The sequence below is a fragment of the Kitasatospora sp. NPDC058046 genome (assembly GCF_042885595.1).
Taxonomy (GTDB): Bacteria; Actinomycetota; Actinomycetes; order Streptomycetales; family Streptomycetaceae; genus Kitasatospora.
In genome coordinates this window covers 169,286-190,939 of the sequence record NZ_JBHVRS010000008.1, presented here as the reverse complement: position 1 = coordinate 190,939, position 21,654 = coordinate 169,286, and the positions used below count along the sequence as shown (strand labels likewise).

Sequence of the window (21,654 nt, the reverse complement as noted above, 5' to 3'; positions counted from 1 at the left end):
CTAGGCTGGCCTGCGGCATCGTGCCCTCGGGACGGGGTTTGCGGGCCGTACGCAGAGGGGGCCTCAGCCGGGGGACGGCGACGGGGTGTTCCACCGTGGAGCCGCTCGGCTGTGACCGCGCGGCCGGCAGAGAGGACAACGTCGTGTCGGTGAACCTGGCCAAGGGGCAGCGGGTCAGCCTCCAGAAGGGGCAGGGCGGCGCCCTGACCGTGGTCCGGATGGGCCTCGGCTGGCAGGCCGCCCCCAAGCGCGGGCTGTTCGGCAGCCGCACCCGGAAGATCGACCTGGACGCCTCGGCGCTGCTGTACGCCGAGCGGACCCCGTCCGACGTGGTGTTCTTCTCACACCTGGAGAGCAACGACGGCTCCGTGCGGCACACCGGCGACAACCTGGAGGGCGGCTCCGGGGCCGAGGACGACGAGGCGATCCTGGTCGACCTGGTGCACGTGCCCGTGAACATCACCCAGGTGGTGTTCACGGTGAGCTCGTACACCGGGCAGACCTTCGCCGAGGTGCAGCGGGCGCACTGCCGGCTGGTGGACGAGGCCACCGGGCTGGAGCTGGCCCGCTACGAGCTGGCGGGCGGCGGGCCGCACACCGGGCAGATCATGGCCAAGGTGGTCCGGGACGGCGACGGCGGCTGGGAGATGCAGGCGATCGGCGCGCCGGCGAAGGGGCGCACCTTCCAGGACCTGCTGCCGGCGATCGAGCCGTTCCTGTAGCCGGCCGCGTAGCCGTTCCAGTAGCCCGCTCCGCGCGATTCTTTACCTTCTTTACCTTCCCTTGGGATTGCTGTTACTCTCGTTGGCAGCGGAGGGGAGTATTCCTCGACAGCCGACCCCGTCATCACGGGTGCCCGTCGTGGCACCCCGGGGCGCTGGCCCGACGGGCGGAAGAGACCTCCGGCAGTGACGATGACTGTCTCGCCTACCTGCCGGAGGAGCAGTAGTGGACGTTTCCGTAACCATGTGGGTTTCCACGATCCTGGTGCTGATCGCACTGGTCGTGGCGGACTTCTTCATCGGAGGGCGCAAGCCGCACGAGGTCTCGATCAAGGAGGCCGGGATCTGGACGGCCGTCTGGGTCGCCCTGGCGGTGCTCTTCGGCGGCTTCCTCTGGTGGCACTCCGGTGGGGAGCCGGCGGGCGAGTTCTTCGCCGGCTACATCACCGAGAAGTCGCTCAGTGTCGACAACCTCTTCGTGTTCATCCTGATCATGGGCAAGTTCGCGGTGCCCAGGATCTACCAGCAGCGCGTGCTGATGTTCGGTGTGATCATCGCGCTGGTGCTCCGGGCGGTGTTCATCGCCGGCGGCGCCGCGCTGGTCGCCGAGTTCTCCTGGGTGTTCTTCATCTTCGGCGCCTTCCTGATCTGGACGGCCTGGAAGCTGATCAAGGAAGCCCGCGCCGAGGACGAGGGCGACGAGGAGTTCGAGGAGAACCGCGTCCTCAAGTCGATCACCCGCCGCTTCCCGGCCACCGAGGACTACCGCGGCACCAAGCTGTTCGTCCGGGAGAACGGCCGCCGGCTGATCACCCCGATGCTGGTCGTCATGCTGGCGATCGGCACCACCGACGTGCTGTTCGCGCTGGACTCGATCCCGGCGATCTTCGGCCTGACCCAGGACCCGTACATCGTCTTCACCGCCAACGCCTTCGCCCTGATGGGGCTGCGCCAGCTGTACTTCCTGATCGGCGGCCTGCTGAAGAAGCTGGTCCACCTGTCGTACGGCCTGTCGGTGATCCTCGGCTTCATCGGCGTGAAGCTGGTGCTGCACGCCGCGCACGAGGCGGGCGCGACCTGGGCCCCGGAGATCGGCATCCCGTTCTCGCTGGGCTTCATCGTGGTCGTCCTGGCGGTCACCACCTTCACCAGCCTGCGGGCCGCGAAGAAGGCCGAGTCCGCCGAGCACGAGAAGCTCGACGCCTGACGCCTGACGCCTGATGCCTGACGTTCCTGCGCCGTACGGCGCCGGGCACCGCCGAGGCCCCCGCGACCGGAGACGGTCACGGGGGCCTCGGCCGTGCGGCGGGGGAGGGGCTACCAGCCGCGCTCGCGCCACTCGTCGAGGTGCGGGCGCTCGGCGCCGACGGTGGTGTCGGAGCCGTGGCCGGGGTAGACCCAGGCCTCGTCGGGGAGGGCGTCGAAGATCTTCTCGGTGACGTCCCGGTAGAGGGTCCGGAAGGCCTCCGGGTCGCCCCAGGTATTGCCGACGCCGCCCGGGAAGAGGCAGTCGCCGGTGAAGACGTGCTGGTGGCCCTGCGGGTCGTCGTAGACGAGCACGATGGCGCCCGGGGTGTGGCCGACCAGGTGCCGGACGGTGAGCCCCACCTCGCCGACCCGGAGCGTGTCGCCGTCCGCGAGCAGCAGCTCGGTGGGGACGTCGATGCCCTCGGCGTCGTGCTCGCCGGCGGCCGTCCGGGCACCGGTGGTGGCGACCACCTCGGCCAGCGCGCCCCAGTGGTCGTGGTGGCGGTGGGTGGTGACCACCGTCTCGAGGTCGTCCCCGACGGTCTCCAGCAGCACCGGCGCGTCGGCGGCCGCGTCGATCAGGAGCTGTTCGTCGGTGGCCCGGCAGCGCAGCAGGTAGGCGTTGTTGTCGTACGGGCCGACGGCCACCTTGGTGATGATCAGGTGGGCCAGTTCCCGCACGTCCGGCGGTCCGCCGACCTTGACCGCTCCGTGGTACGTCATCCGTCTGCTCCTCGTCGTGTGGATCTCCCTGGCATCATCCTCGCGCCGTCAGCCCATGGGGGGAAGCGGGGGCAGGGCGGTGTCGGGGGTGCGGTGCAGGGCGTCGCCGGCGGAGCGGCCGGAGAGCCAGGCGGTGAGGGCGCGGACGGGGCCCCGGACGGTGAGGGCGGGCTCGCCGGTGCCGATGACGGCGCGGTCGTCGGTGTCGTCGGCGACCAGCTCGACGGCGGGCAGGCCGGCCTCCCCGGCCAGGCCGGCGGCGAGCTTGCGGAACTGGGCGGCGGCGAAGTCCTCCGGCCAGTCCGCCGGGGTGTGGCCGGCGGCCAGGTCGACGTGGTGGTACTCCAGCTCCAGCAGGCGCTTGTGCGGGATCTGGTGGGCCGGGAAGACGTAGCCGAAGCGGTGCTTGACGGACGCCGCCCAGGCGTCGTCGGTCAGCTGCGCGGCGGCGGCCAGGAAGCGCTCGTGGGACGCGCGCAGGTCGGCGAGGTGGGCGTCGAGCGGGCGGGGCGCGTCGCGCTCGATGTCCTGGTCGCGGGCCTCGTGGCTGGCGTACTGCGGGACGTCGGTGCCGGTGCGGGCGCCGGTCAGCAGGTTGACCAGGGAGTCGGCGTTGCGGGCGAGGTGGGCCAGCACGTGGCCCTTCGTCCAGCCGGGGAGGGCGGAGGGCTCGGCGACGGCGTCGGGCTTCAGCCCGGCGACGGTGCGCAGCAGGCGCCCGGTGCTCTCCTCGACCTGGCCGAGCCAGGAGTCGGCGGCGGACCTCGGGTCGGTCATCGAATCTGCCTTCCGTGCGGAACGGGGCGTTGCCCGGAGCGGGCTTCGCTCGTTGACCAGGTGACGCTACCGCCGAATCCGGGCCCTGAGCAGGGGGTTTTCGGGTACGCGCACCGTGCGGGTACGGACGGCCCGGGGGGTGGCCTCACTCGTTCGGGTGGTCCCGGCTGGACAAGGTCGATATTCGAACGTCTGAGCTATAGGCTGGCTGCCGCATCCTGGAAGAAGCAGCACATCCCAACGCAAGCCCTCTCGCCCCGGAGAAAGGCGCCAGAAGCAGTGGCCGACCGCCTCATCGTCCGCGGTGCTCGCGAGCACAACCTCAAGAACGTCTCGCTCGACCTGCCCCGCGACTCCCTCATCGTCTTCACGGGCCTCTCCGGCTCCGGCAAGTCCTCGCTCGCCTTCGACACGATCTTCGCCGAGGGCCAGCGCCGCTACGTCGAGTCGCTGTCCTCCTACGCCCGTCAGTTCCTCGGGCAGATGGACAAGCCCGACGTGGACTTCATCGAGGGCCTCTCCCCGGCCGTCTCGATCGACCAGAAGTCCACCAACCGCAACCCCCGTTCGACCGTCGGCACCATCACCGAGGTCTACGACTACCTGCGCCTGCTGTTCGCCCGGATCGGCAAGCCGCACTGTCCGCACTGCGGCCGCCCGATCGCCAAGCAGTCGCCGCAGGCGATCGTGGACAAGGTGCTGGAGCTCGCCGAGGGCACCCGGTTCCAGGTGCTCAGCCCGGTGGTGCGCGAGCGCAAGGGCGAGTTCGTCGACCTCTTCGCCGACCTCCAGTCCAAGGGCTACTCCCGCGCCCGGGTCGACGGCGGGACGATCCAGCTCGCCGAGCCGCCCAAGCTCAAGAAGCAGGAGAAGCACACCATCGAGGTGGTCATCGACCGCCTGACCGTGAAGGACAGCGCCAAGCGGCGGCTCACCGACTCGGTGGAGACGGCCCTGCGGCTGTCCGGCGGCATGGTCGTGCTCGACTTCGTCGACCTCCCCGAGGACGACCCGGAGCGCGAGCGGATGTACTCCGAGCACCTCTACTGCCCGTACGACGACGTGTCGTTCGAGGAGCTGGAGCCGCGCTCGTTCTCCTTCAACTCGCCGTTCGGCGCCTGCCCGGACTGCTCGGGCCTGGGCAACCGGATGGAGGTCGACCCGGAGCTGGTGGTGCCCGACGTCGAGCGCTCGCTGGACGAGGGCGCGATCCACCCGTGGTCGGCCGGGCACGCCAAGGAGTACTTCCAGCGCCTGATCGACGCGCTGGCCGGGGAGCTCGGCTTCCGCACCGACATCCCCTGGGCCGGGCTGCCCGCCCGCGCGAAGAAGGCGCTGCTGTACGGGCACAAGCACCAGGTGGAGGTCCGCTACCGCAACCGCTTCGGCCGCGAGCGCTCGTACAGCACCGGCTTCGAGGGCGCGATCCCGTTCATCCAGCGCCGGCACACCGAGGCGGAGAGCGACAGCAGCCGCGAGCGCTTCGAGGGCTACATGCGCGAGGTGCCCTGCCCGACGTGCCAGGGCACCCGGCTCAAGCCGGTCGTCCTCGCGGTCACCGTCGAGGGCAGGTCGATCGCCGACGTCTCCTCGATGTCGATCAGCGACTGCTCCGAGTTCCTCGGCGCGATGAGGCTCAACGCCCGGGACAAGCAGATCGCCGAGCGGGTCCTCAAGGAGGTCAACGAGCGGCTGCGCTTCCTGGTCGACGTCGGCCTGGACTACCTCTCGCTCGACCGCGCGGCCGGCACCCTGTCCGGCGGCGAGGCCCAGCGCATCCGGCTGGCCACCCAGATCGGCTCCGGCCTGGTCGGCGTGCTGTACGTGCTGGACGAGCCGTCCATCGGCCTGCACCAGCGGGACAACCACCGGCTGATCGAGACGCTGGTGCGGCTGCGCGACATCGGCAACACCCTGATCGTCGTCGAGCACGACGAGGACACCATCAAGACGGCGGACTGGGTGGTCGACATCGGCCCGGGCGCCGGCGAGCACGGCGGCAAGGTGGTGCACTCCGGTTCGCTGAAGCAGCTGCTCACCAACAAGGAGTCGCTGACCGGCCAGTACCTCTCCGGCAAGCGGTCCATCCCGATCCCGGCCACCCGCCGCGAGCGGGACAAGAAGCGCCAGCTGACGGTCCACGGCGCCCGCGAGCACAACCTCAAGGACGTCACGGTCGGCTTCCCGCTCGGCACCTTCACCGCGATCACCGGTGTCTCCGGCTCCGGCAAGTCGACGCTGGTCAACGACATCCTGTACACCCACCTCGCCCGGGAGCTGAACGGCGCCCGCAGCGTGCCCGGCCGGCACACCCGGATCACCGGCACCGACCAGGTGGACAAGGTGGTGCACGTCGACCAGTCGCCGATCGGCCGCACCCCGCGCTCCAACCCGGCCACCTACACCGGGGTGTTCGACCACGTCCGCCGACTCTTCGCGGAGACGCAGGAGGCCAAGGTCCGCGGCTACCTGCCCGGCCGGTTCTCCTTCAACGTCAAGGGCGGCCGCTGCGAGAACTGCTCGGGCGACGGCACCATCAAGATCGAGATGAACTTCCTGCCGGACGTCTACGTGCCGTGCGAGGTCTGCCACGGCGCCCGGTACAACCGGGAGACGCTGGAGGTCCACTACAAGGGCAAGTCCATCGCCGAGGTGCTGGACATGCCGATCGAGGAGGCGCTGGGCTTCTTCGAGGCCGTCCCGGCGATCGCCCGGCACCTGCGGACGCTCAACGACGTCGGCCTCGGCTACGTCCGGCTCGGCCAGTCGGCGCCGACGCTCTCCGGCGGAGAGGCGCAGCGCGTCAAGCTCGCCTCGGAGCTCCAGAAGCGCTCCACCGGGCGGACGGTCTACGTGCTGGACGAGCCCACCACCGGCCTGCACTTCGAGGACATCAGCAAGCTGATCAAGGTGCTCAGCGGGCTGGTGGAGAAGGGCAACACGGTGATCGTCATCGAGCACAACCTCGATGTGATCAAGACCGCCGACTGGATCGTCGACATGGGCCCCGAGGGCGGCTCCGGCGGCGGCACGGTGGTCGCCGAGGGCACCCCGGAGCAGATCGCCGCCGTCCCGGAGAGCCACACCGGCAAGTTCCTGCGGGACATCCTGCCGGCCGGTTTCGCGGACGCCCCGGCCGCCGCCCCGGCGAAGAAGGCGCCGCGCAAGCGCGCGGCCGCCGCGAAGAAGTAGCCCCGTCCGCCCACCCCGCCGCACCCGGGGACTCCCGGGAGCGGCGGGGTGGGCGCGACATAGACTTCCGTGGTCCCCGCAACAGCCGTACCCGTAGGAGCGCACCGATGTCCGAGGCCCCCGAGACCAGCCCCACCGCCTCCCGCCGCACCGTGCTCTGCGGGGCCGCGGCCGTCCTGGCGGCCGGCGGCACCGTGGCGGTCACCGGGTGCAGCTCCTCGTCCTCCGGTGGCAGCGCCCCCAAGGGCCCGGTCGACCTCGGCCCGGCCTCGGCCGTGCCGGAGGGCGGCGGCAAGGTCTTCCGCGAGCAGAAGATCGTGGTGACCCAGCCCACCGCCGGCCAGTACAAGGCGTTCAACGCCCGGTGCACCCACGCCGGCTGCCTCGTGGACCAGGTCAAGAACAACCAGATCCAGTGCCCCTGCCACGGGAGCCGGTTCGCCATCACCGACGGCGCCGTGCAGGACGGACCGGCCTCCTCCCCGCTGCCCGCCTACACCGTCACGGTCGAGGCCGGCAACCTCAAGGTGACCCCGAGCTGACCGAGTTGAGCGCCTCCCGACCGCCACGGTCCCCCCTGACGATCTCCGCCCCGCGGCCCCGGCCCCACTCGGTACGGTGGACCCATGGCTGACCCGAGCACCTACCGCCCGGCGCCCGGTGCGATCCCGACCTCCCCCGGCGTCTACAAGTTCCGCGACGCCCACGGCCGGGTCATCTACGTCGGCAAGGCCAAGAGCCTGCGGCCGCGCCTGTCGTCCTACTTCCAGGACCTGGCCGGCCTGCACCCGCGCACCGCGACCATGGTCACCACCGCCGCCTCGGTGGAGTGGACGGTGGTCGCCACCGAGGTCGAGGCGCTCCAGCTGGAGTACTCCTGGATCAAGGAGTACGACCCGCGGTTCAACGTCAAGTACCGCGACGACAAGAGCTATCCGGAGCTCGCCGTCACCCTGAACGAGGAGTACCCGCGGGTCCAGGTGATGCGCGGGGCGCACAAGAAGGGCGTGCGCTACTTCGGCCCGTACGGGCACGCCTGGGCGATCCGCGAGACGGTCGACCTGCTGCTGCGCGTCTTCCCCGTCCGCACCTGCTCCAACGGCGTCTTCAAGCGCGCCCGCCAGGTCGGCCGGCCCTGCCTGCTCGGCTACATCGGCAAGTGCGCCGCGCCCTGCGTCGGCAAGGTCTCGGCGGACGAACACCGCGCGCTGGCCGAGGACTTCTGCGACTTCATGGCCGGGCGCACCGGCAACTACCTGCGCCGGCTGGAAGACGAGATGCAGGAGGCCGCGGCCGAGCTGGAGTACGAGAAGGCGGCCCGGCTGCGGGACGACATCGGCGCCCTCAAGCGCGCGATGGAGAAGAACGCCATCGTGCTCGCCGACGCCACCGACGCCGACCTGCTGGCCCTGGCCGAGGACGAACTCGAGGCCGCCGTGCAGATCTTCCACGTCCGCGGCGGCCGGGTGCGCGGCCAGCGCGGCTGGGTCACCGACAAGGTCGAGGACGTCGACACCGCGGGCCTGGTCGAGCACGCCCTCCAGCAGCTCTACGGCGGCGGCGAGTCCGTCCCGCGCGAGGTGCTCGTCCCGGCCCTGCCGGAGCCGGCGGAGCCGGTCCGCGAGTGGCTCGGCGGCCTGCGCGGCAGCCAGGTCGACCTGCGCGTGCCCCAGCGCGGGGACAAGAAGGACCTGATGGCCACCGTGCAGCGCAACGCCCAGCAGGCGCTGGCGCTGCACAAGACCAAGCGCGCCTCCGACCTCACCACCCGCAGCCGCGCCCTCCAGGAGATCGCCGACGCGCTGGAGCTGGACTCCGTCCCGCTGCGCATCGAGTGCTACGACATCTCCCACCTCCAGGGCGAGGACGTGGTCGCCTCGATGGTCGTCTTCGAGGACGGCCTGGCCCGCAAGAGCGAGTACCGGCGCTTCCAGATCAGGGGCTTCGAGGGCCAGGACGACGTCCGCTCGATGCACGAGGTGATCAGCCGCCGCTTCCGCCGCTACCTCCAGGAGCGCGAGCAGACCGGCGAGTGGGCCGTCCCCGAGGAGGACGACCCCGACACCGGCGCCGGCGGCACCCGGGACGAGGAGGGCCGCCCCAAGCGCTTCGCCTACCCGCCCCAGCTGCTGGTCGTCGACGGCGGCCAGCCGCAGGTCGCCGCCGCCAGGCGCGCCCTGGACGAACTCGGCATCGACGACGTCGCGCTGTGCGGCCTGGCCAAGCGCCTGGAGGAGGTCTGGCTGCCCGGCGAGGACGACCCGGTGGTGCTGCCCCGCTCCAGCGAGGGCCTCTACCTGCTCCAGCGGGTCCGCGACGAGGCGCACCGCTTCGCGATCAGCTATCAGCGCAACAAGCGTTCCAAGCGACTCACCGCCGGGGAACTGGACTCCGTCCCGGGCCTCGGCGAGACTCGCCGCCGGGCGCTGCTCAAGCACTTCGGTTCGCTGAAGAAGCTCCGGGCCGCCACCGTGGACGAGCTCTGCGAGGTACCCGGCATCGGACGCCGCACCGCGCAGACTGTTGCGGAGGCGTTGTCGTCCCGTACACCCGCCGCACCCGCGGTCAACACCGCGACCGGCGAGATCATCGAGGACGGGGCCGAGCAGGCCGCCGGGCCGGTGGCCGCAGCACCCCAGACCGCACCATCCCAGGAGACGCCATGACGGCCGACGCCGCCCGTCAGCCGGTGTGCCCCGGCCCCGCCCGCCTGCCCGGGCCGGGGAAGGGCGGCCGAGCCGTACGCGTACTCCCCAGCAGAAAGACCGAGAGCGGGGAACCGAAGTGACCGTGTCAGACGTGGCCGAGAACGCGCCGGAGCTGGTGATCATCTCCGGTATGTCCGGAGCCGGCCGCTCCACCGCCGCCAAGTGCCTGGAGGACCTCGGCTGGTTCGTGGTGGACAACCTGCCGCCGGCCCTGATCCCGACCATGGTCGACCTGGGCGCCCGTTCCCAGGGCAACGTCGCCCGGATCGGCGTGGTCGTGGACGTCCGCGGCCGGCAGTTCTTCGACGACCTGCTCACCTCGCTGGACGAGCTGGAGAAGCGCGGCGTCCGGCTGCGGGTCGTCTTCCTGGACTCCTCCGACGAGGCGCTGGTGCGCCGCTTCGAGAGCGTCCGCCGCCCGCACCCGCTGCAGGCCGACGGCCGGATCGTGGACGGCATCGCCCTGGAGCGCGACCTGCTGCGCGACCTGCGCGGCGAGGCCGACCTGGTGATCGACACCTCCAACCTCAACGTGCACCAGCTGCGCGCCAAGCTGGACGCCCAGTTCGCCGACCACGACGAGCCCGAGCTGCGCGCCACCGTGATGTCCTTCGGCTTCAAGTACGGCCTGCCGGTCGACGCCGACCTCGTGGTGGACTGCCGCTTCCTGCCCAACCCGCACTGGGTGCCCGAACTGCGGGCCCGTACCGGCACCGACGCGGACGTCGCCGGCTACGTCTTCCAGCAGCCCGGAGCCAACGAGTTCCTGGACGGCTACGCCCAGCTGCTGCGCATCATCACCGAGGGATACCGCCGCGAGGGGAAGCGCTACATGACGCTTGCCGTAGGCTGCACCGGTGGCAAGCACCGAAGCGTCGCCATGTCCGAGCGTCTGACCAAGCGTCTCATCGCCGACGGAGTCGAGACGGTGCTCGTCCACCGTGACATGGGACGGGAGTAACCGCCGCCGCCCTGCCGGGCCCGCCGGCGGAGTGGTCGGCGGGCCGAGGAACGCGAGGTGAGTGTGGCGGGATACGTGCCCGGGCGGCAGCCGCAGAGCAGGACCGGTGACCGGGCGGGCAGCCCGGCCCGGCCCACGGCGCCGGGCCGTCCGCGCAGCAGTCCCGCCCGCGCCAACCCGGCCCCGAGGATCACCGCGCTCGGCGGCGGGCAGGGCCTGTCGGCCTCGCTGTCCGCGCTGCGCCGGCTCACCAGCGACCTCACCGCCGTGGTCACCGTCGCCGACGACGGCGGCTCCAGCGGCCGGCTGCGCGAGGAGCTGGGCGTGCTGCCTCCGGGCGACCTGCGCAAGGCGCTGGCCGCGCTGTGCGGGGACGACGACTGGGGCCGCACCTGGTCCGAGGTGATCCAGCAGCGCTTCACCGGCAACGGCGAGCTCGGCGGCCACGCCGTCGGCAACCTGCTGATCGTCGCGCTCTGGGAGAAGCTGGGCGACCCGGTCGCGGCGCTGGACTGGGTCGGCCGGCTGCTCAACGTGCAGGGCCGGGTGCTGCCGATGTCGGCGGTGCCGCTGGACATCGAGGCGACCGTCCGCGGCCACGACCCGGCGCGCCCCGGCGAGGTCACGGCCGTCCGCGGCCAGGCCGACGTCGCGGTCACCCCGGGCACCGTGCAGTCGATCCGGCTGCTGCCGGACGAGCCGCCCGCCGTCCCGGAGGCGGTCACCGCCGTCCGGGAGGCGGACTGGGTGGTGCTCGGCCCCGGCTCCTGGTTCACCAGCGTGCTGCCGCACCTGCTGGTGCCCGAGCTGGCCGCGGCGCTCACCGAGACCCGCGCCCGCCGCCTGCTCACCCTGAACCTGGCCCCCCAGCCCGGGGAGACCGAGGGCTTCACCCCGCAGCGCCACCTGGAGGTCATCGCCGACCACGCTCCGAACCTCGCGGTGGATGCGATCCTGGTGGACGAGCGCGCCGTCACCGGCGGGGCCTTCGGCCAGGCCGACCTGGACGGCCTGGCGAAGGCCGCCGAACGGATGGGCGCGGCTCTGGTGCTCGGCTCGGTGGCCCGCACCGACGGGACGCCGCGACACGACCCCGAGCTGTTGGCGGCAGCGTACGACCGGATTTTCCGGACACATGGAAGGATCGGGCCATGGCGATGACTCCAGCGGTGAAGGACGAGATCAGCCGGCTCCCGGTCACCCGGGCCTGCTGTCGCAAGGCGGAGGTGTCGGCGATCCTGCGGTTCGCGGGCGGGCTGCACATCGTGAGCGGCCGCATCGTGATCGAGGCGGAGCTCGACACCGGAGCGGCGGCACGGCGGCTGCGCAAGGACCTGCTGGAGATCTTCGGGCACTCCTCCGACCTGGTGGTGATGGCCCCCGGCGGGCTGCGCCGAGGCAGCCGCTTCGTGGTCAGGGTCGTCAAGGACGGCGAGCTGCTCGCGCGCCAGACCGGGCTCGTGGACGGCCGCGGACGCCCGATCCGGGGCCTGCCCCCGGCAGTCGTCTCCGGGGCCACCTGCGACGCCGAGGCGGCCTGGCGCGGGGCCTTCCTGGCGCACGGCTCGCTCACCGAGCCGGGCCGCTCCTCCTCGCTGGAGATCACCTGCCCCGGCTCCGAGGCCGCCCTCGCCCTGGTCGGCGCCGCCCGCCGGCTCGGCATCCCGGCCAAGGCCCGCGAGGTGCGCGGCGTGGACCGGGTGGTGATCCGCGACGGCGACGCGATCGGCGCCCTGCTGACCCGGCTCGGCGCGCACGAGTCGGTGCTCGCCTGGGAGGAGCGCCGGATGCGGCGCGAGGTGCGCGCCACCGCCAACCGGCTGGCCAACTTCGACGACGCCAACCTGCGCCGCTCGGCCCGCGCCGCGGTGGCGGCCGGCGCCCGGGTGGCCCGCGCGCTGGAGATCCTCGGCGACGAGGTGCCCGAGCACCTGGCCGCGGCCGGCCAGCTGCGGATGCAGCACAAGCAGGCCTCGCTGGAGGAGCTGGGCGCGCTCGCCGACCCGCCGCTGACCAAGGACGCGGTGGCCGGCCGGATCCGCCGCCTGCTGGCGATGGCCGACAAGCGGGCCTCCGAGCTGGGCCTGCCCAGCACCGAGGCGAGCCTCACCGACGAGATGGCGATGAACTGACGCCCACGGTCACACCCCGTGATCACGAAGGCCGGCGCCCGGACCCCCGGGCGCCGGCCGCGGTCGTTTCCGGACAGCCGCGACACTCCCGAATTGGTAGAGACCACTGAGCTGGGACCAACTGCCCGGCGGGCCAGGGCCGGACGGCCTGAAATGGGGTTTGGGGCACGCCACGCCCGGTCTCACCAGGCGGCGCGATGTGCCGTCCCAGGCCCCGGAGGGGTAGGGTCGTAGGCGGTCGGGGACTTCCCAAATCTCACCCCCGCCGGGCCTCGCGCCCGGCGTACCTAACGAGGAGATCGGTTCGTGACGATCCGGGTAGGCATCAACGGCTTCGGCCGCATCGGCCGCAACTTCTTCCGCGCGGTCAAGGCTCAGGGCGCGGACATCGAGATCGTCGGTGTCAACGACCTCACCGACACGAAGACCCTGGCTCACCTGCTCAAGTACGACACCACCCTGGGCACCCTCCAGGCCGAGGTCTCGCACACCGAGGACAGCATCACCGTCGACGGCCACACCTTCAAGGTGACCGCCGAGCGTGACCCCGCGAACCTCCCGTGGGCCGCCCTGGGCGCCGACATCGTCGTCGAGTCCACCGGCATCTTCACCAAGGCCGAGGCCGCGAAGAAGCACCTCGCCGCCGGCGCGAAGAAGGTCATCATCTCGGCGCCCGCCACCGACGAGGACGTCACCATCGTCCTGGGTGTCAACGACGAGAAGTACGACGCCGCCAACCACCACGTCATCTCCAACGCCTCGTGCACCACCAACTGCGTGGCGCCGATGGCGAAGGTCCTGAACGAGAGCTTCGGCATCGTCAAGGGTCTGATGACCACCGTCCACGCGTTCACCAACGACCAGGTGACCCTGGACTTCCCGCACAAGGACCTGCGCCGTGCTCGTGCGGCCTCGCAGAACATCATCCCGACCTCGACCGGTGCCGCCAAGGCGACCGCCCTGGTCCTGCCGGAGCTGAAGGGCAAGCTGGACGGCACCTCGCTGCGCGTCCCGGTCCCGACCGGCTCCATCACCGACCTGGTCGTGACCCTCGAGCGCGAGGTCACCAAGGACGAGGTCAACGCGGCCTTCCAGAAGGCCGCCCAGGAGGGCCCGCTCAAGGGCATCCTGGCCTACACCGAGGACCCGATCGTCTCCTCGGACATCGTGAACGACCCGCACTCCTGCATCTTCGACTCGCAGCTGACCATGGTCCAGGGCAACCAGGTCAAGGTGCTCGGCTGGTACGACAACGAGTGGGGCTACTCGAACCGCGTGGTCGACCTGGTCGGCCTCGTCGGCGGGCAGCTCTGACCTCGCGGGAGCTGACGTGATGTAGGGGCGAGGGCCTGGTCGGCGTACGGTGCCGACCGGGCCCTCGTTCCGCGCTCAAGGACTTCTCAGGCGGCCCCTGCGCCGTGCCGCCTCACTGCGCATCAACCATCTCCCCAGGAGAATCCGAATCCCCGTGAAGACCATCGAAGAGCTCATCGAAGCCGGTGTCGAAGGCAAGCGCGTCTTCGTGCGCGCCGACCTGAACGTGCCGCTGGACGGCCGCACGATCACCGACGACGGCCGCATCCGCGCCGTCGCGCCGACCATCGCCAAGCTGGCCGCGGCCGGCGCGAAGGTGGTCGTCGCCTCGCACCTCGGCCGTCCCAAGGGCGCGCCGGACCCGCAGTTCTCGCTCGCCCCGGCGGCCGAGCGCCTCGGCGAGATCCTCGGCAAGGGCGTCGCCTTCGCCACCGACACCGTCGGTGACAGCGCCGCGGCCACCGTCGCCGCGCTGGCGGACGGCGAGGTCGCGCTGCTGGAGAACCTGCGCTTCAACGCGGGCGAGACCAGCAAGGACGACGCCGAGCGCAAGGCCTTCGCCGAGCAGCTGGCCGCGCTGGCCGACCTGTACGTGGGCGACGGCTTCGGCGCCGTGCACCGCAAGCACGCCTCGGTCTTCGACCTGCCGGCCCTGCTGCCGCACGCCGCGGGCGACCTGATCGCCACCGAGGTCGGCGTGCTGAAGAAGCTCACCGAGGACGTGGCCCGCCCGTACGTGGTGGTGCTCGGCGGCGCCAAGGTCTCCGACAAGCTCGGCGTGATCGACAACCTGCTGGAGAAGGCCGACCGGATCCTGATCGGCGGCGGCATGGCGTACACCTTCCTCAAGGCCAAGGGCCACGAGGTCGGCATCTCGCTGCTCCAGGCGGACCAGATCCCGACCGTCCTGGAGTACCTGGCCCGGGCCGAGGCGCGCGGCGTCGAGTTCGTGCTGCCGGTCGACGTCCTGGTCTCCGCCGAGTTCCCGGACCTCAAGACCAAGGCCCCGGCGAACCCCTCGACCGTCGCCGCGGACGCCATCCCGGCCGACCAGGAGGGCCTGGACATCGGCCCCGGGACCCGCGAGCTGTACGCGGCCAAGCTGGCCGACGCGGGCACCGTGTTCTGGAACGGCCCGATGGGCGTCTTCGAGCACCCGGACTACGCGAACGGCACCAAGGCTGTCGCGCAGGCCCTGCTCGACAGCGACGCGTTCACCGTGGTCGGTGGCGGCGACTCCGCCGCGGCCGTCCGCATCCTGGGCTTCGACGAGACGAAGTTCGGGCACATTTCGACCGGCGGCGGCGCCAGCCTCGAGTACCTGGAGGGCAAGACCCTCCCCGGTCTCGCCGCTCTGGAGGACTGACAGCACATGACCGACCGTCTCCCGCTGATGGCGGGCAACTGGAAGATGAACCTCAACCACCTTGAGGCCATCCAGCACACCCAGAAGCTGGCCTTCGCGCTGGCCGACAAGGACTACGCGGCCGTCGAGGTCGCCGTCCTGGTGCCGTTCACCGACCTGCGCTCGGTGCAGACCCTGGTCTTCGGCGACAAGCTGAAGATCAAGTACGGCTCGCAGGACATCTCGCAGCACGACGGCGGGGCCTACACCGGCGAGGTCTCCGGCCCGATGCTGGCCAAGCTCCAGTGCACCTACGCGGTGATCGGCCACTCCGAGCGCCGCCAGTACCACGGCGAGAACGAGGAGATCGTCAACGCCAAGGTGAAGGCCGCCTACCGCGCCGGGGTCACCCCGATCCTGTGCGTCGGCGAGCCGCTGGAGATCCGCAAGGCCGGCACCCACGTCGAGTACACCCTGGCCCAGCTGGACGGCGGCCTGGCCGACGTCCCGGCCCACCAGGCCGAGTCGATCGTGGTCGCCTACGAGCCGGTCTGGGCGATCGGCACCGGCGAGGTGGCCACCCCGGAGGACGCGCAGGAGGTCTGCGCCGCCATCCGCGGGCGGATCGCCGAGCTGTACGACGCCGAGCTGGCCGGCAAGGTCCGGGTGCTGTACGGCGGTTCGGTGAAGTCGTCGAGCGCGGCCGGCCTGATGGCCAAGCCCGACATCGACGGCGGCCTGGTCGGCGGTGCCTCGCTGGACGCCGACGAGTTCGTCAAGATCGTGCGCTACCGTGAGCAGGCAGTAGGCTAACGCCGCCGCAGCAACGTAGGCTTTGGGGCCGGACCGCCGTACGCGGCCCGGCCCCTTCGCCGAAGATACGAGAGAGTTGGTCCCGTCGTGGTTCTCGGGTTCTCGATTGCCCTGATCATCTTCAGTCTGCTGATGATCCTTCTGGTGCTGCTGCACAAGGGGAAGGGCGGCGGCCTGTCCGACATGTTCGGCGGTGGCTCGATGTCCACCGGCGGCGGTTCGGCGGTGGCCGAGCGCAACCTGGACCGCATCACCATCGTGGTCGGCCTGGGCTGGTTCGCCTCCATCATCGTCCTCGGCCTGCTGATGAAGTCCTCGGTCTGACGTAACCCTGACGCCCCGTCGCCCGAGCGCCTATCCTGGGACGGTCGGGTGCGGAGGCGGTGGTGGCGGAGGCTTAACTCCTGCTTACACTAGGACGACTTTCGCCACCGACGCGCACCGCGGCGGGTCGGCGCACCAGTACGCAGGGAGTCAGACCGTGGCAAGTGGCAATGCCATCCGTGGCAGCAGGGTCGGGGCCGGCCCGATGGGCGAGGCGGAGCGCGGCGAGTCCGCCCCGCGCAACCGGATCTCCTTCTGGTGCGCGAACAAGCACGAGACCCGTCCCAGCTTCGCGGCCGAAGCGGCGATCCCGGACACCTGGGACTGCCCGCGCTGCGGTTTCCCGGCCGGCCAGGACCAGCACAACCCGCCGGCGCCCTCGCGCAACGAGCCGTACAAGACCCACCTCGCCTACGTCCGCGAGCGGCGCACCGACGCCGACGGCGAGGCGATCCTGGCCGAGGCGCTGGCGAAGCTCCGCGGCGAGATCTGAGCGGAGCGCCGGAGCGGAACGCAGCGGTCCGGACAGAACAGCGCGAAGGGCGCCCCCGTCGGTGACGGTGGCGCCCTTCGGCGTTGCCGGATCCGGTCAGGCCGAGGCCGGCGGGTAGAGCTGCGGCGGGATCCGCTCCGCGGCGGCGCGGTCCAGCAGCCACAGGGTGCGGCTGCGGCCGTACGCGCCGGAGGCGGGCGCCTGGAGCTCGCCGGGGCCGGACAGGGCCAGCGCGACCGCGCCCGCCTTGTCCTCGCCGGCGGCCAGCAGCCAGACCTCGCGGGCGGTGCGGATCGCCGGGAGGGTGAGCGAGACCCGGGTCGGCGGGGGCTTGGGGGCCCCGCGCACGCCGACCACGGTCAGCTCGGTCTCCCGGACGCCCGGGTGCTCGGGGAAGAGCGAGGCGACGTGGGTGTCCGGGCCGACGCCGAGCAGCAGCACGTCGAAGGCCGGGACGCCGAGCCGGTCGCCCGGCCCGGCCGCCTTCGCCAGCTCCTCGGCGTAGCGGGCGGCGGCGGCCTCCACGTCCGAGCCGTCCACCCCGTCCGAGGCGGGCATCTCGTGCACCCGCGCCGGGTCGAGCGGGACGGCGTCCAGCAGCTCGGCGCGGGCCTGGACGGCGTTGCGCTCCGGGTCGGCGGCGGGCAGGAAGCGCTCGTCGCCCCACCAGAGGTCCAGCCGGCCCCAGTCGACCGCGTCGCGCGCCGGGGAGGCGGCGATCGCGGCCAGCAGGGCGTTGCCGTTGCGCCCGCCGGTGAGCACCACCGAGGCGCTGCCGCGGGCGGCCTGGGCGTCCACGATCCGGGTGATCAGCCGGGCCGCGGCCGCCTGGGCCATCAGCTCCTTGTCCCGGTGGACGACCAGCTGCGGGGTCGCGTTGGTCATGCGCCGTCCTTGCCGGTGCGCTTGCCGGCGGCCTTGCGGGCGGGCTTCTTCTCCGCCGTCCCGGCGGTCACCCGCTCGGGGTTGGCCACGGCCTGCTCCACGGCGGCCTCGGCGGCCTCCTCGACGGCCTCCTCCGCGACCTCGCGGGCGACCTGCTCGGCCGCCGCGGTCTCGGCGTTGGACGGCTCGTGCAGCCGGTCGACGGGCGTGCGCACGGCCGTCGCGTAGATGTCGTCCGGGTCCAGGCGGCGCAGCTCCTCGGCGATCAGCTCCGAGGTCTCGCGCCGCTTGAGCGCCACCTGGCGGTCCGGCGAGCCGGGCATGGAGAGCGTGCCCAGCAGGCCGTCCGGGCGGTCCAGGGTGATGTCCCCGTCCTTGGTGCGCAGGTGCACCGCGGTGATGCCGGGGCCGTTGGTGACGACCCGCTCGACGGGCACCTGGAGCCGGTTGGTCAGCCAGAGGCCGAGCAGCTCGACGCTGGGGTTGTAGGACTCGCCCTCGACCACCGCGGAGACGATCGTGGACGGCCGCTGGTCCAGTGCGGCGGCCAGCATCGAGCGCCAGCCGGTGACCCGGGTCCAGGCCAGGTCGGTGTCGCCCGGGGTGTAGCTCTGCGCGCGCTGGGCGAGCTGGCCGACCGGGGACTCGGCGGTGACGGCGTCGGTGATCCGGCGCTGGGCGATCGAGCCCAGCGGGTCCTGCGCCGGGTGGTGCGGAGCGTTGTCCGGCCACCAGACCACGGTCGGGGCGTCCGGCAGCAGCAGCGGCAGGACCACCGACTGGGCGTGCGCGGCGAGTTCGCCGTGCATCCGCAGGACGACCGTCTCGCCGGAGCCGGCGTCGGAGCCGACCAGGATCTCGGCGTCCAGCCGGGTCTCGGCGCGGGCCCGGGGCGAGCGCCCGGCGCGCTTGATCACCGCGAGGGTGCGCATCGGGTGCTCGCGGGAGGCGTCGTTGGCGGCCTTGAGGGCGTCGTAGGCGCTGCCCTCGTCGGTCACGATCACCAGGGTGAGCACCATGCCGGCGGCGCCCGAGCCGCGGGCCCGGCGCGCCTCCATCAGGGCGGCGTTGATCTTGCTGGACGTCGTGTTGGTGAGGTCGATCTTCATGGCCGGCGCCAGCTCCTGCCGTCTCGTGCGAGCATCTCGTCCGCCTCGACGGGACCCCAGGTCCCCGCCGCGTACTGGGCGGGCTTGCCGTGGGTGTCCCAGTACTTCTCGATCGGGTCGAGGATCTGCCAGGAGAGCTCGACCTCCTGGTGGCGCGGGAACAGGTTGGCGTCGCCGAGCAGCACGTCGAGGATGAGCCGCTCGTACGCCTCCGGGCTGGACTCGGTGAAGGACTCGCCGTAGGCGAAGTCCATCGTGACGTCCCGCACCTCGAAGGAGGTGCCCGGCACCTTGGAGCCGAACCGCACCGTCACGCCCTCGTCCGGCTGGACCCGGATGACCAGGGCGTTCTGCCCCAGCTCCTCGGTCGCGTAGGAGTCGAAGGGCAGGTACGGGGCGCGCTGGAAGACGACCGCGATCTCGGTGACCCGGCGGCCCAGGCGCTTGCCGGTGCGCAGGTAGAACGGGACGCCCGCCCAGCGGCGGTTGTTGATCTCCAGCTTGATGGCCGCGTAGGTGTCGGTCTTGGAGTCGGGGTCGATGCCGTCCTCGTCCAGGTAGCCGACGACCTCCTCGCCGCCCTGCCAGCCGGCCGCGTACTGGCCGCGCACGGTGTGCCGGCCGAGGTCGGCCGGGAGCTTGACGGCGCTGAGCACCTTGAGCTTCTCGGCCACCAGCGCCTTCGGGTGGAAGGAGGCGGGCTCCTCGATGGCGGTGAGCGCCATCAGCTGGAGCAGGTGGTTCTGGATCACGTCACGGGCGGAGCCGATGCCGTCGTAGTAGCCGGCCCGGCCGCCGATGCCGATGTCCTCGGCCATGGTGATCTGCACGTGGTCGACGTACGACCGGTTCCAGATCGGCTCGAACATCTGGTTGGCGAAGCGCAGCGCCAGGATGTTCTGGACCGTCTCCTTGCCCAGGTAGTGGTCGATCCGGAAGACCTCGTCCCGGGGGAAGACCTCGTGGACGACCTTGTTGAGCTCCTGAGCGCTCTCCAGGTCGTGGCCGAAGGGCTTCTCGATGACCGCGCGGCGCCAGGAGCCCTGCGGCGGGTCGGCCAGGCCGTGCTTCTTGAGCTGCTGGACGACGGTGGGGAAGAACTTCGGCGGGACGGACAGGTAGAAGGCGAAGTTGCCGCCGGTGCCCTGGGCCTTGTCCAGTTCCTCGATGGTCTCGCGCAGCTTGTCGAAGGCCTCGTCGTCGTCGAAGGTTCCGTGGACGAACCGCATGCCCTTGGCGAGCTGCTGCCAGACCTCCTCCCGGAACGGGGTGCGGGCGTGGTCCCGGACGGCGTCGTGGACCTCCTTGGCGAAGTCCTCGTCGTCCCACTCGCGGCGGGCGAAGCCGACGAGGGAGAAGCCCGGCGGAAGCAGACCGCGATTGGCCAGGTCGTAGATGGCCGGCATCAGCTTCTTGCGGGACAGGTCGCCGGTGACCCCGAAGATGACCAGACCGGACGGCCCCGCGATGCGCGGGAGCCGTCGGTCGGAGGGGTCACGAAGCGGGTTGACGGGGGCGGGCGGGAGGTCGTCCGCGTCCGATTCCGGAGTCAACTCGGGGAAATCAGTGCTCACTTGATGGGCTCCGCTTTCGTGCGCTGGCTGTGAGCAGGGGTCACTTCTCGTCGGCGAAGGAGGCGAGCGAGGCGGTGACGGTGTCGAGCAGCTCGTTCCAGGACTGCTCGAACTTCTCGACGCCCTCGTCCTCCAGGAGCTGGACGACGTCGTCGTAGTCCACGCCGGCGGCGGCGATCGCGTCCAGCACGGCCTTGGCGTCGGCGTAGTTGGGGACGATCGTGTTGCCGGTGACCACGCCGTGGTCGCCGGTGGCCTCCAGGGTGGCCTCGGGCATCGTGTTGACGGTGCCGGGGGCGACCAGCTCGGTGACGTACAGGGTGTCCGGCAGGGCCGGGTCCTTGACGCCGGTGGAGGCCCACAGCGGGCGCTGCGGCTTGGCGCCGGCGGCCTCCAGGGCGGCCCAGCGGGCGCTGCCGGCGGTCTTGCCGTCGACGCTGCCGAAGACCTCCTCGTACGCCTGGTAGGCGAGGCGGGCGTTGGCCAGCGCGGCCTTGGAGCGCAGGTCCTTGGCCTCGCCGCCGATCTTGTCCAGGCGCTTGTCGATCTCGGTGTCCACGCGGGAGACGAAGAAGGAGGCGACCGACTCGATCTGGGAGAGGTCCAGGCCCTTGGCCTTGGCGGTCTCCAGGCCGGTCAGGTAGGCGTCGATGACGGCCTTGTAGCGCTCCAGCGAGAAGATCAGCGTGACGTTGACGCTGATGCCCTTGCCGATGACCTCGGCGATCGCGGGCAGGCCGGCCTTGGTGGCGGGGATCTTGATGAAGACGTTCGGGCGGTCGACCAGCCACCACAGCTGCTTGGCCTCGGCCACGGTGGTGGCGGTCTCGTGCGCCAGGCGCGGGTCGACCTCGATGGACACCCGGCCGTCGCGGCCGTTGGAGGCGTCGTAGACCGGGCGCAGCACGTCGGCCGCGTCGCGCACGTCCGAGGTGGTGATCATGCGGATCGCCTCGTCGGTGGTGACCTTGCGGACGGCGAGGTCGCGCAGCTGGCCGTCGTAGGAGTCGTCGCCGGAGCCGGCGATGGCCTTCTGGAAGATGGTCGGGTTGGTGGTCACGCCCACCACGTGCTTGTTCTGCACCAGTTCGGCCAGGTTGCCGGAGTTCAGCCGCTTGCGGCTGAGGTCGTCCAGCCAGATCGCAACGCCTTCGTCGCTGAGGCGCTTCAGTGCGTCAGTCATGGTGCTTCAGTCCCTTGTTCTTGCTTCGTGGGGTGGTCGGGAGGGGCCGCGGGGCCGAGCGGGGGCCGCCACGCCGCCGCGGGGGCGCGGGCGCGTTACGGCCCCCCCGGGTCGGCCGGGGGTGGTGGGCACCGCGCCCCAAGCCGTCGGG

The 21,654-nt window shown here is 71.6% G+C and carries 19 protein-coding genes; 13 read left to right on the top strand and 6 right to left on the bottom strand.

The window, feature by feature from the left end; all coding sequences use genetic code 11:
* The first annotated feature begins 143 nt into the window (after nt 1–143).
* Both ACFVU7_RS18780 and ACFVU7_RS18775 read left to right on the top strand, forming a co-directional pair.
* Nucleotides 144–722: a TerD family protein gene (locus tag ACFVU7_RS18780; RefSeq protein ID WP_049649603.1), complete on the top strand. Its 579-nt coding sequence runs from the start codon at nt 144–146 to the stop codon at nt 720–722.
* 226 nt (nt 723–948) lie between these two features.
* Entirely contained in the window at nt 949–1,929 is a 981-nt protein-coding gene (locus ACFVU7_RS18775) for a TerC family protein (protein ID WP_049649604.1), read from the top strand.
* Nucleotides 1,930–2,039: 110 nt separating this feature from the next.
* On the opposite strand, the gene ACFVU7_RS18770 is transcribed toward ACFVU7_RS18775, so the two are convergent.
* A complete protein-coding gene (locus ACFVU7_RS18770; RefSeq protein ID WP_388046006.1) occupies nt 2,040–2,693 on the bottom strand; it encodes an MBL fold metallo-hydrolase in 654 nt (217 codons plus the stop codon).
* A gap of 48 nt (nt 2,694–2,741) precedes the next feature.
* Entirely contained in the window at nt 2,742–3,470 is a 729-nt protein-coding gene (locus ACFVU7_RS18765) for a maleylpyruvate isomerase family mycothiol-dependent enzyme (protein WP_074001679.1), read from the bottom strand.
* Between the two features lie 279 nt (nt 3,471–3,749).
* Here ACFVU7_RS18765 and uvrA point away from each other — a divergent pair, with 279 nt between their 5' ends.
* The 11 genes from uvrA (at nt 3,750) to ACFVU7_RS18710 (ending at nt 16,752) form a co-directional block, all read left to right on the top strand.
* Entirely contained in the window at nt 3,750–6,662 is a 2,913-nt protein-coding gene (gene uvrA, locus ACFVU7_RS18760; protein ID WP_049649607.1) for an excinuclease ABC subunit UvrA, read from the top strand.
* Between the two features lie 107 nt (nt 6,663–6,769).
* On the top strand, nt 6,770–7,204 hold the full coding sequence (locus ACFVU7_RS18755) for a Rieske (2Fe-2S) protein (protein ID WP_380744579.1): 435 nt from the start codon (nt 6,770–6,772) through the stop codon (nt 7,202–7,204).
* Between the two features lie 84 nt (nt 7,205–7,288).
* On the top strand, nt 7,289–9,328 hold the full coding sequence (gene uvrC, locus ACFVU7_RS18750; RefSeq protein WP_049649609.1) for an excinuclease ABC subunit UvrC: 2,040 nt from the start codon (nt 7,289–7,291) through the stop codon (nt 9,326–9,328).
* Nucleotides 9,329–9,446: 118 nt separating this feature from the next.
* Entirely contained in the window at nt 9,447–10,331 is an 885-nt protein-coding gene (gene rapZ / locus ACFVU7_RS18745; protein WP_234348205.1) for an RNase adapter RapZ, read from the top strand.
* Nucleotides 10,332–10,394: 63 nt separating this feature from the next.
* Nucleotides 10,395–11,492: a uridine diphosphate-N-acetylglucosamine-binding protein YvcK gene (yvcK, locus tag ACFVU7_RS18740; protein ID WP_079271949.1), complete on the top strand. Its 1,098-nt coding sequence runs from the start codon at nt 10,395–10,397 to the stop codon at nt 11,490–11,492.
* The gene (gene whiA / locus ACFVU7_RS18735; protein ID WP_049649611.1) at nt 11,483–12,463 is read left to right on the top strand and encodes a DNA-binding protein WhiA; all 981 of its coding nucleotides are present in this window, start codon (nt 11,483–11,485) and stop codon (nt 12,461–12,463) included. The genes yvcK and whiA overlap by 10 nt, the downstream gene beginning before the upstream one ends.
* 306 nt (nt 12,464–12,769) lie before the next feature.
* Nucleotides 12,770–13,777: a type I glyceraldehyde-3-phosphate dehydrogenase gene (gene gap, locus ACFVU7_RS18730; RefSeq protein WP_049649612.1), complete on the top strand. Its 1,008-nt coding sequence runs from the start codon at nt 12,770–12,772 to the stop codon at nt 13,775–13,777.
* A 154-nt stretch (nt 13,778–13,931) separates the two neighbouring features.
* Nucleotides 13,932–15,143: a phosphoglycerate kinase gene (locus ACFVU7_RS18725; RefSeq protein ID WP_049649613.1), complete on the top strand. Its 1,212-nt coding sequence runs from the start codon at nt 13,932–13,934 to the stop codon at nt 15,141–15,143.
* 6 nt (nt 15,144–15,149) lie between these two features.
* Nucleotides 15,150–15,935: a triose-phosphate isomerase gene (gene tpiA / locus ACFVU7_RS18720; protein ID WP_049649614.1), complete on the top strand. Its 786-nt coding sequence runs from the start codon at nt 15,150–15,152 to the stop codon at nt 15,933–15,935.
* Between the two features lie 87 nt (nt 15,936–16,022).
* Entirely contained in the window at nt 16,023–16,259 is a 237-nt protein-coding gene (secG, locus tag ACFVU7_RS18715) for a preprotein translocase subunit SecG (RefSeq protein WP_049649615.1), read from the top strand.
* 205 nt (nt 16,260–16,464) lie between these two features.
* Nucleotides 16,465–16,752: an RNA polymerase-binding protein RbpA gene (locus ACFVU7_RS18710; protein ID WP_030238413.1), complete on the top strand. Its 288-nt coding sequence runs from the start codon at nt 16,465–16,467 to the stop codon at nt 16,750–16,752.
* A gap of 96 nt (nt 16,753–16,848) precedes the next feature.
* Here ACFVU7_RS18710 and pgl read toward each other — a convergent pair whose 3' ends face one another.
* From pgl to tal, 4 genes are all read right to left on the bottom strand, one after another.
* Complete coding sequence (gene pgl, locus ACFVU7_RS18705; RefSeq protein ID WP_049649616.1) at nt 16,849–17,637, bottom strand: 6-phosphogluconolactonase; 789 nt, start codon at nt 17,635–17,637, stop codon at nt 16,849–16,851.
* Nucleotides 17,634–18,746 carry a glucose-6-phosphate dehydrogenase assembly protein OpcA gene (opcA, locus tag ACFVU7_RS18700; protein ID WP_049649617.1) on the bottom strand — a complete coding sequence of 371 codons (1,113 nt, stop codon included), beginning with the start codon at nt 18,744–18,746 and terminating at the stop codon, nt 17,634–17,636. The genes pgl and opcA overlap by 4 nt, the downstream gene beginning before the upstream one ends.
* Entirely contained in the window at nt 18,743–20,299 is a 1,557-nt protein-coding gene (zwf, locus tag ACFVU7_RS18695; RefSeq protein WP_049649618.1) for a glucose-6-phosphate dehydrogenase, read from the bottom strand. Before zwf ends, opcA begins: the two co-directional genes overlap by 4 nt.
* Before the next feature lie 61 nt (nt 20,300–20,360).
* Nucleotides 20,361–21,503: a transaldolase gene (gene tal, locus ACFVU7_RS18690; RefSeq protein WP_074001674.1), complete on the bottom strand. Its 1,143-nt coding sequence runs from the start codon at nt 21,501–21,503 to the stop codon at nt 20,361–20,363.
* Nucleotides 21,504–21,654 lie beyond the last annotated feature (151 nt).

Bases quoted from the DNA above. Each gene is read 5' to 3' on its own strand.
- ACFVU7_RS18770 (WP_388046006.1), bottom strand. From the start codon at position 2,693: ATGACGTACCACGGAGCGGTCAAGGTCGGCGGACCGCCGGACGTGCGG.
- pgl (WP_049649616.1), bottom strand. From the start codon at position 17,637: ATGACCAACGCGACCCCGCAGCTGGTCGTCCACCGGGACAAGGAGCTG.
- ACFVU7_RS18755 (WP_380744579.1), top strand. From the start codon at position 6,770: ATGTCCGAGGCCCCCGAGACCAGCCCCACCGCCTCCCGCCGCACCGTG.
- tpiA (WP_049649614.1), top strand. From the start codon at position 15,150: ATGACCGACCGTCTCCCGCTGATGGCGGGCAACTGGAAGATGAACCTC.
- tal (WP_074001674.1), bottom strand. From the start codon at position 21,503: ATGACTGACGCACTGAAGCGCCTCAGCGACGAAGGCGTTGCGATCTGG.
- ACFVU7_RS18765 (WP_074001679.1), bottom strand. From the start codon at position 3,470: ATGACCGACCCGAGGTCCGCCGCCGACTCCTGGCTCGGCCAGGTCGAG.
- opcA (WP_049649617.1), bottom strand. From the start codon at position 18,746: ATGAAGATCGACCTCACCAACACGACGTCCAGCAAGATCAACGCCGCC.
- uvrC (WP_049649609.1), top strand. From the start codon at position 7,289: ATGGCTGACCCGAGCACCTACCGCCCGGCGCCCGGTGCGATCCCGACC.
- whiA (WP_049649611.1), top strand. From the start codon at position 11,483: ATGGCGATGACTCCAGCGGTGAAGGACGAGATCAGCCGGCTCCCGGTC.
- ACFVU7_RS18710 (WP_030238413.1), top strand. From the start codon at position 16,465: ATGGGCGAGGCGGAGCGCGGCGAGTCCGCCCCGCGCAACCGGATCTCC.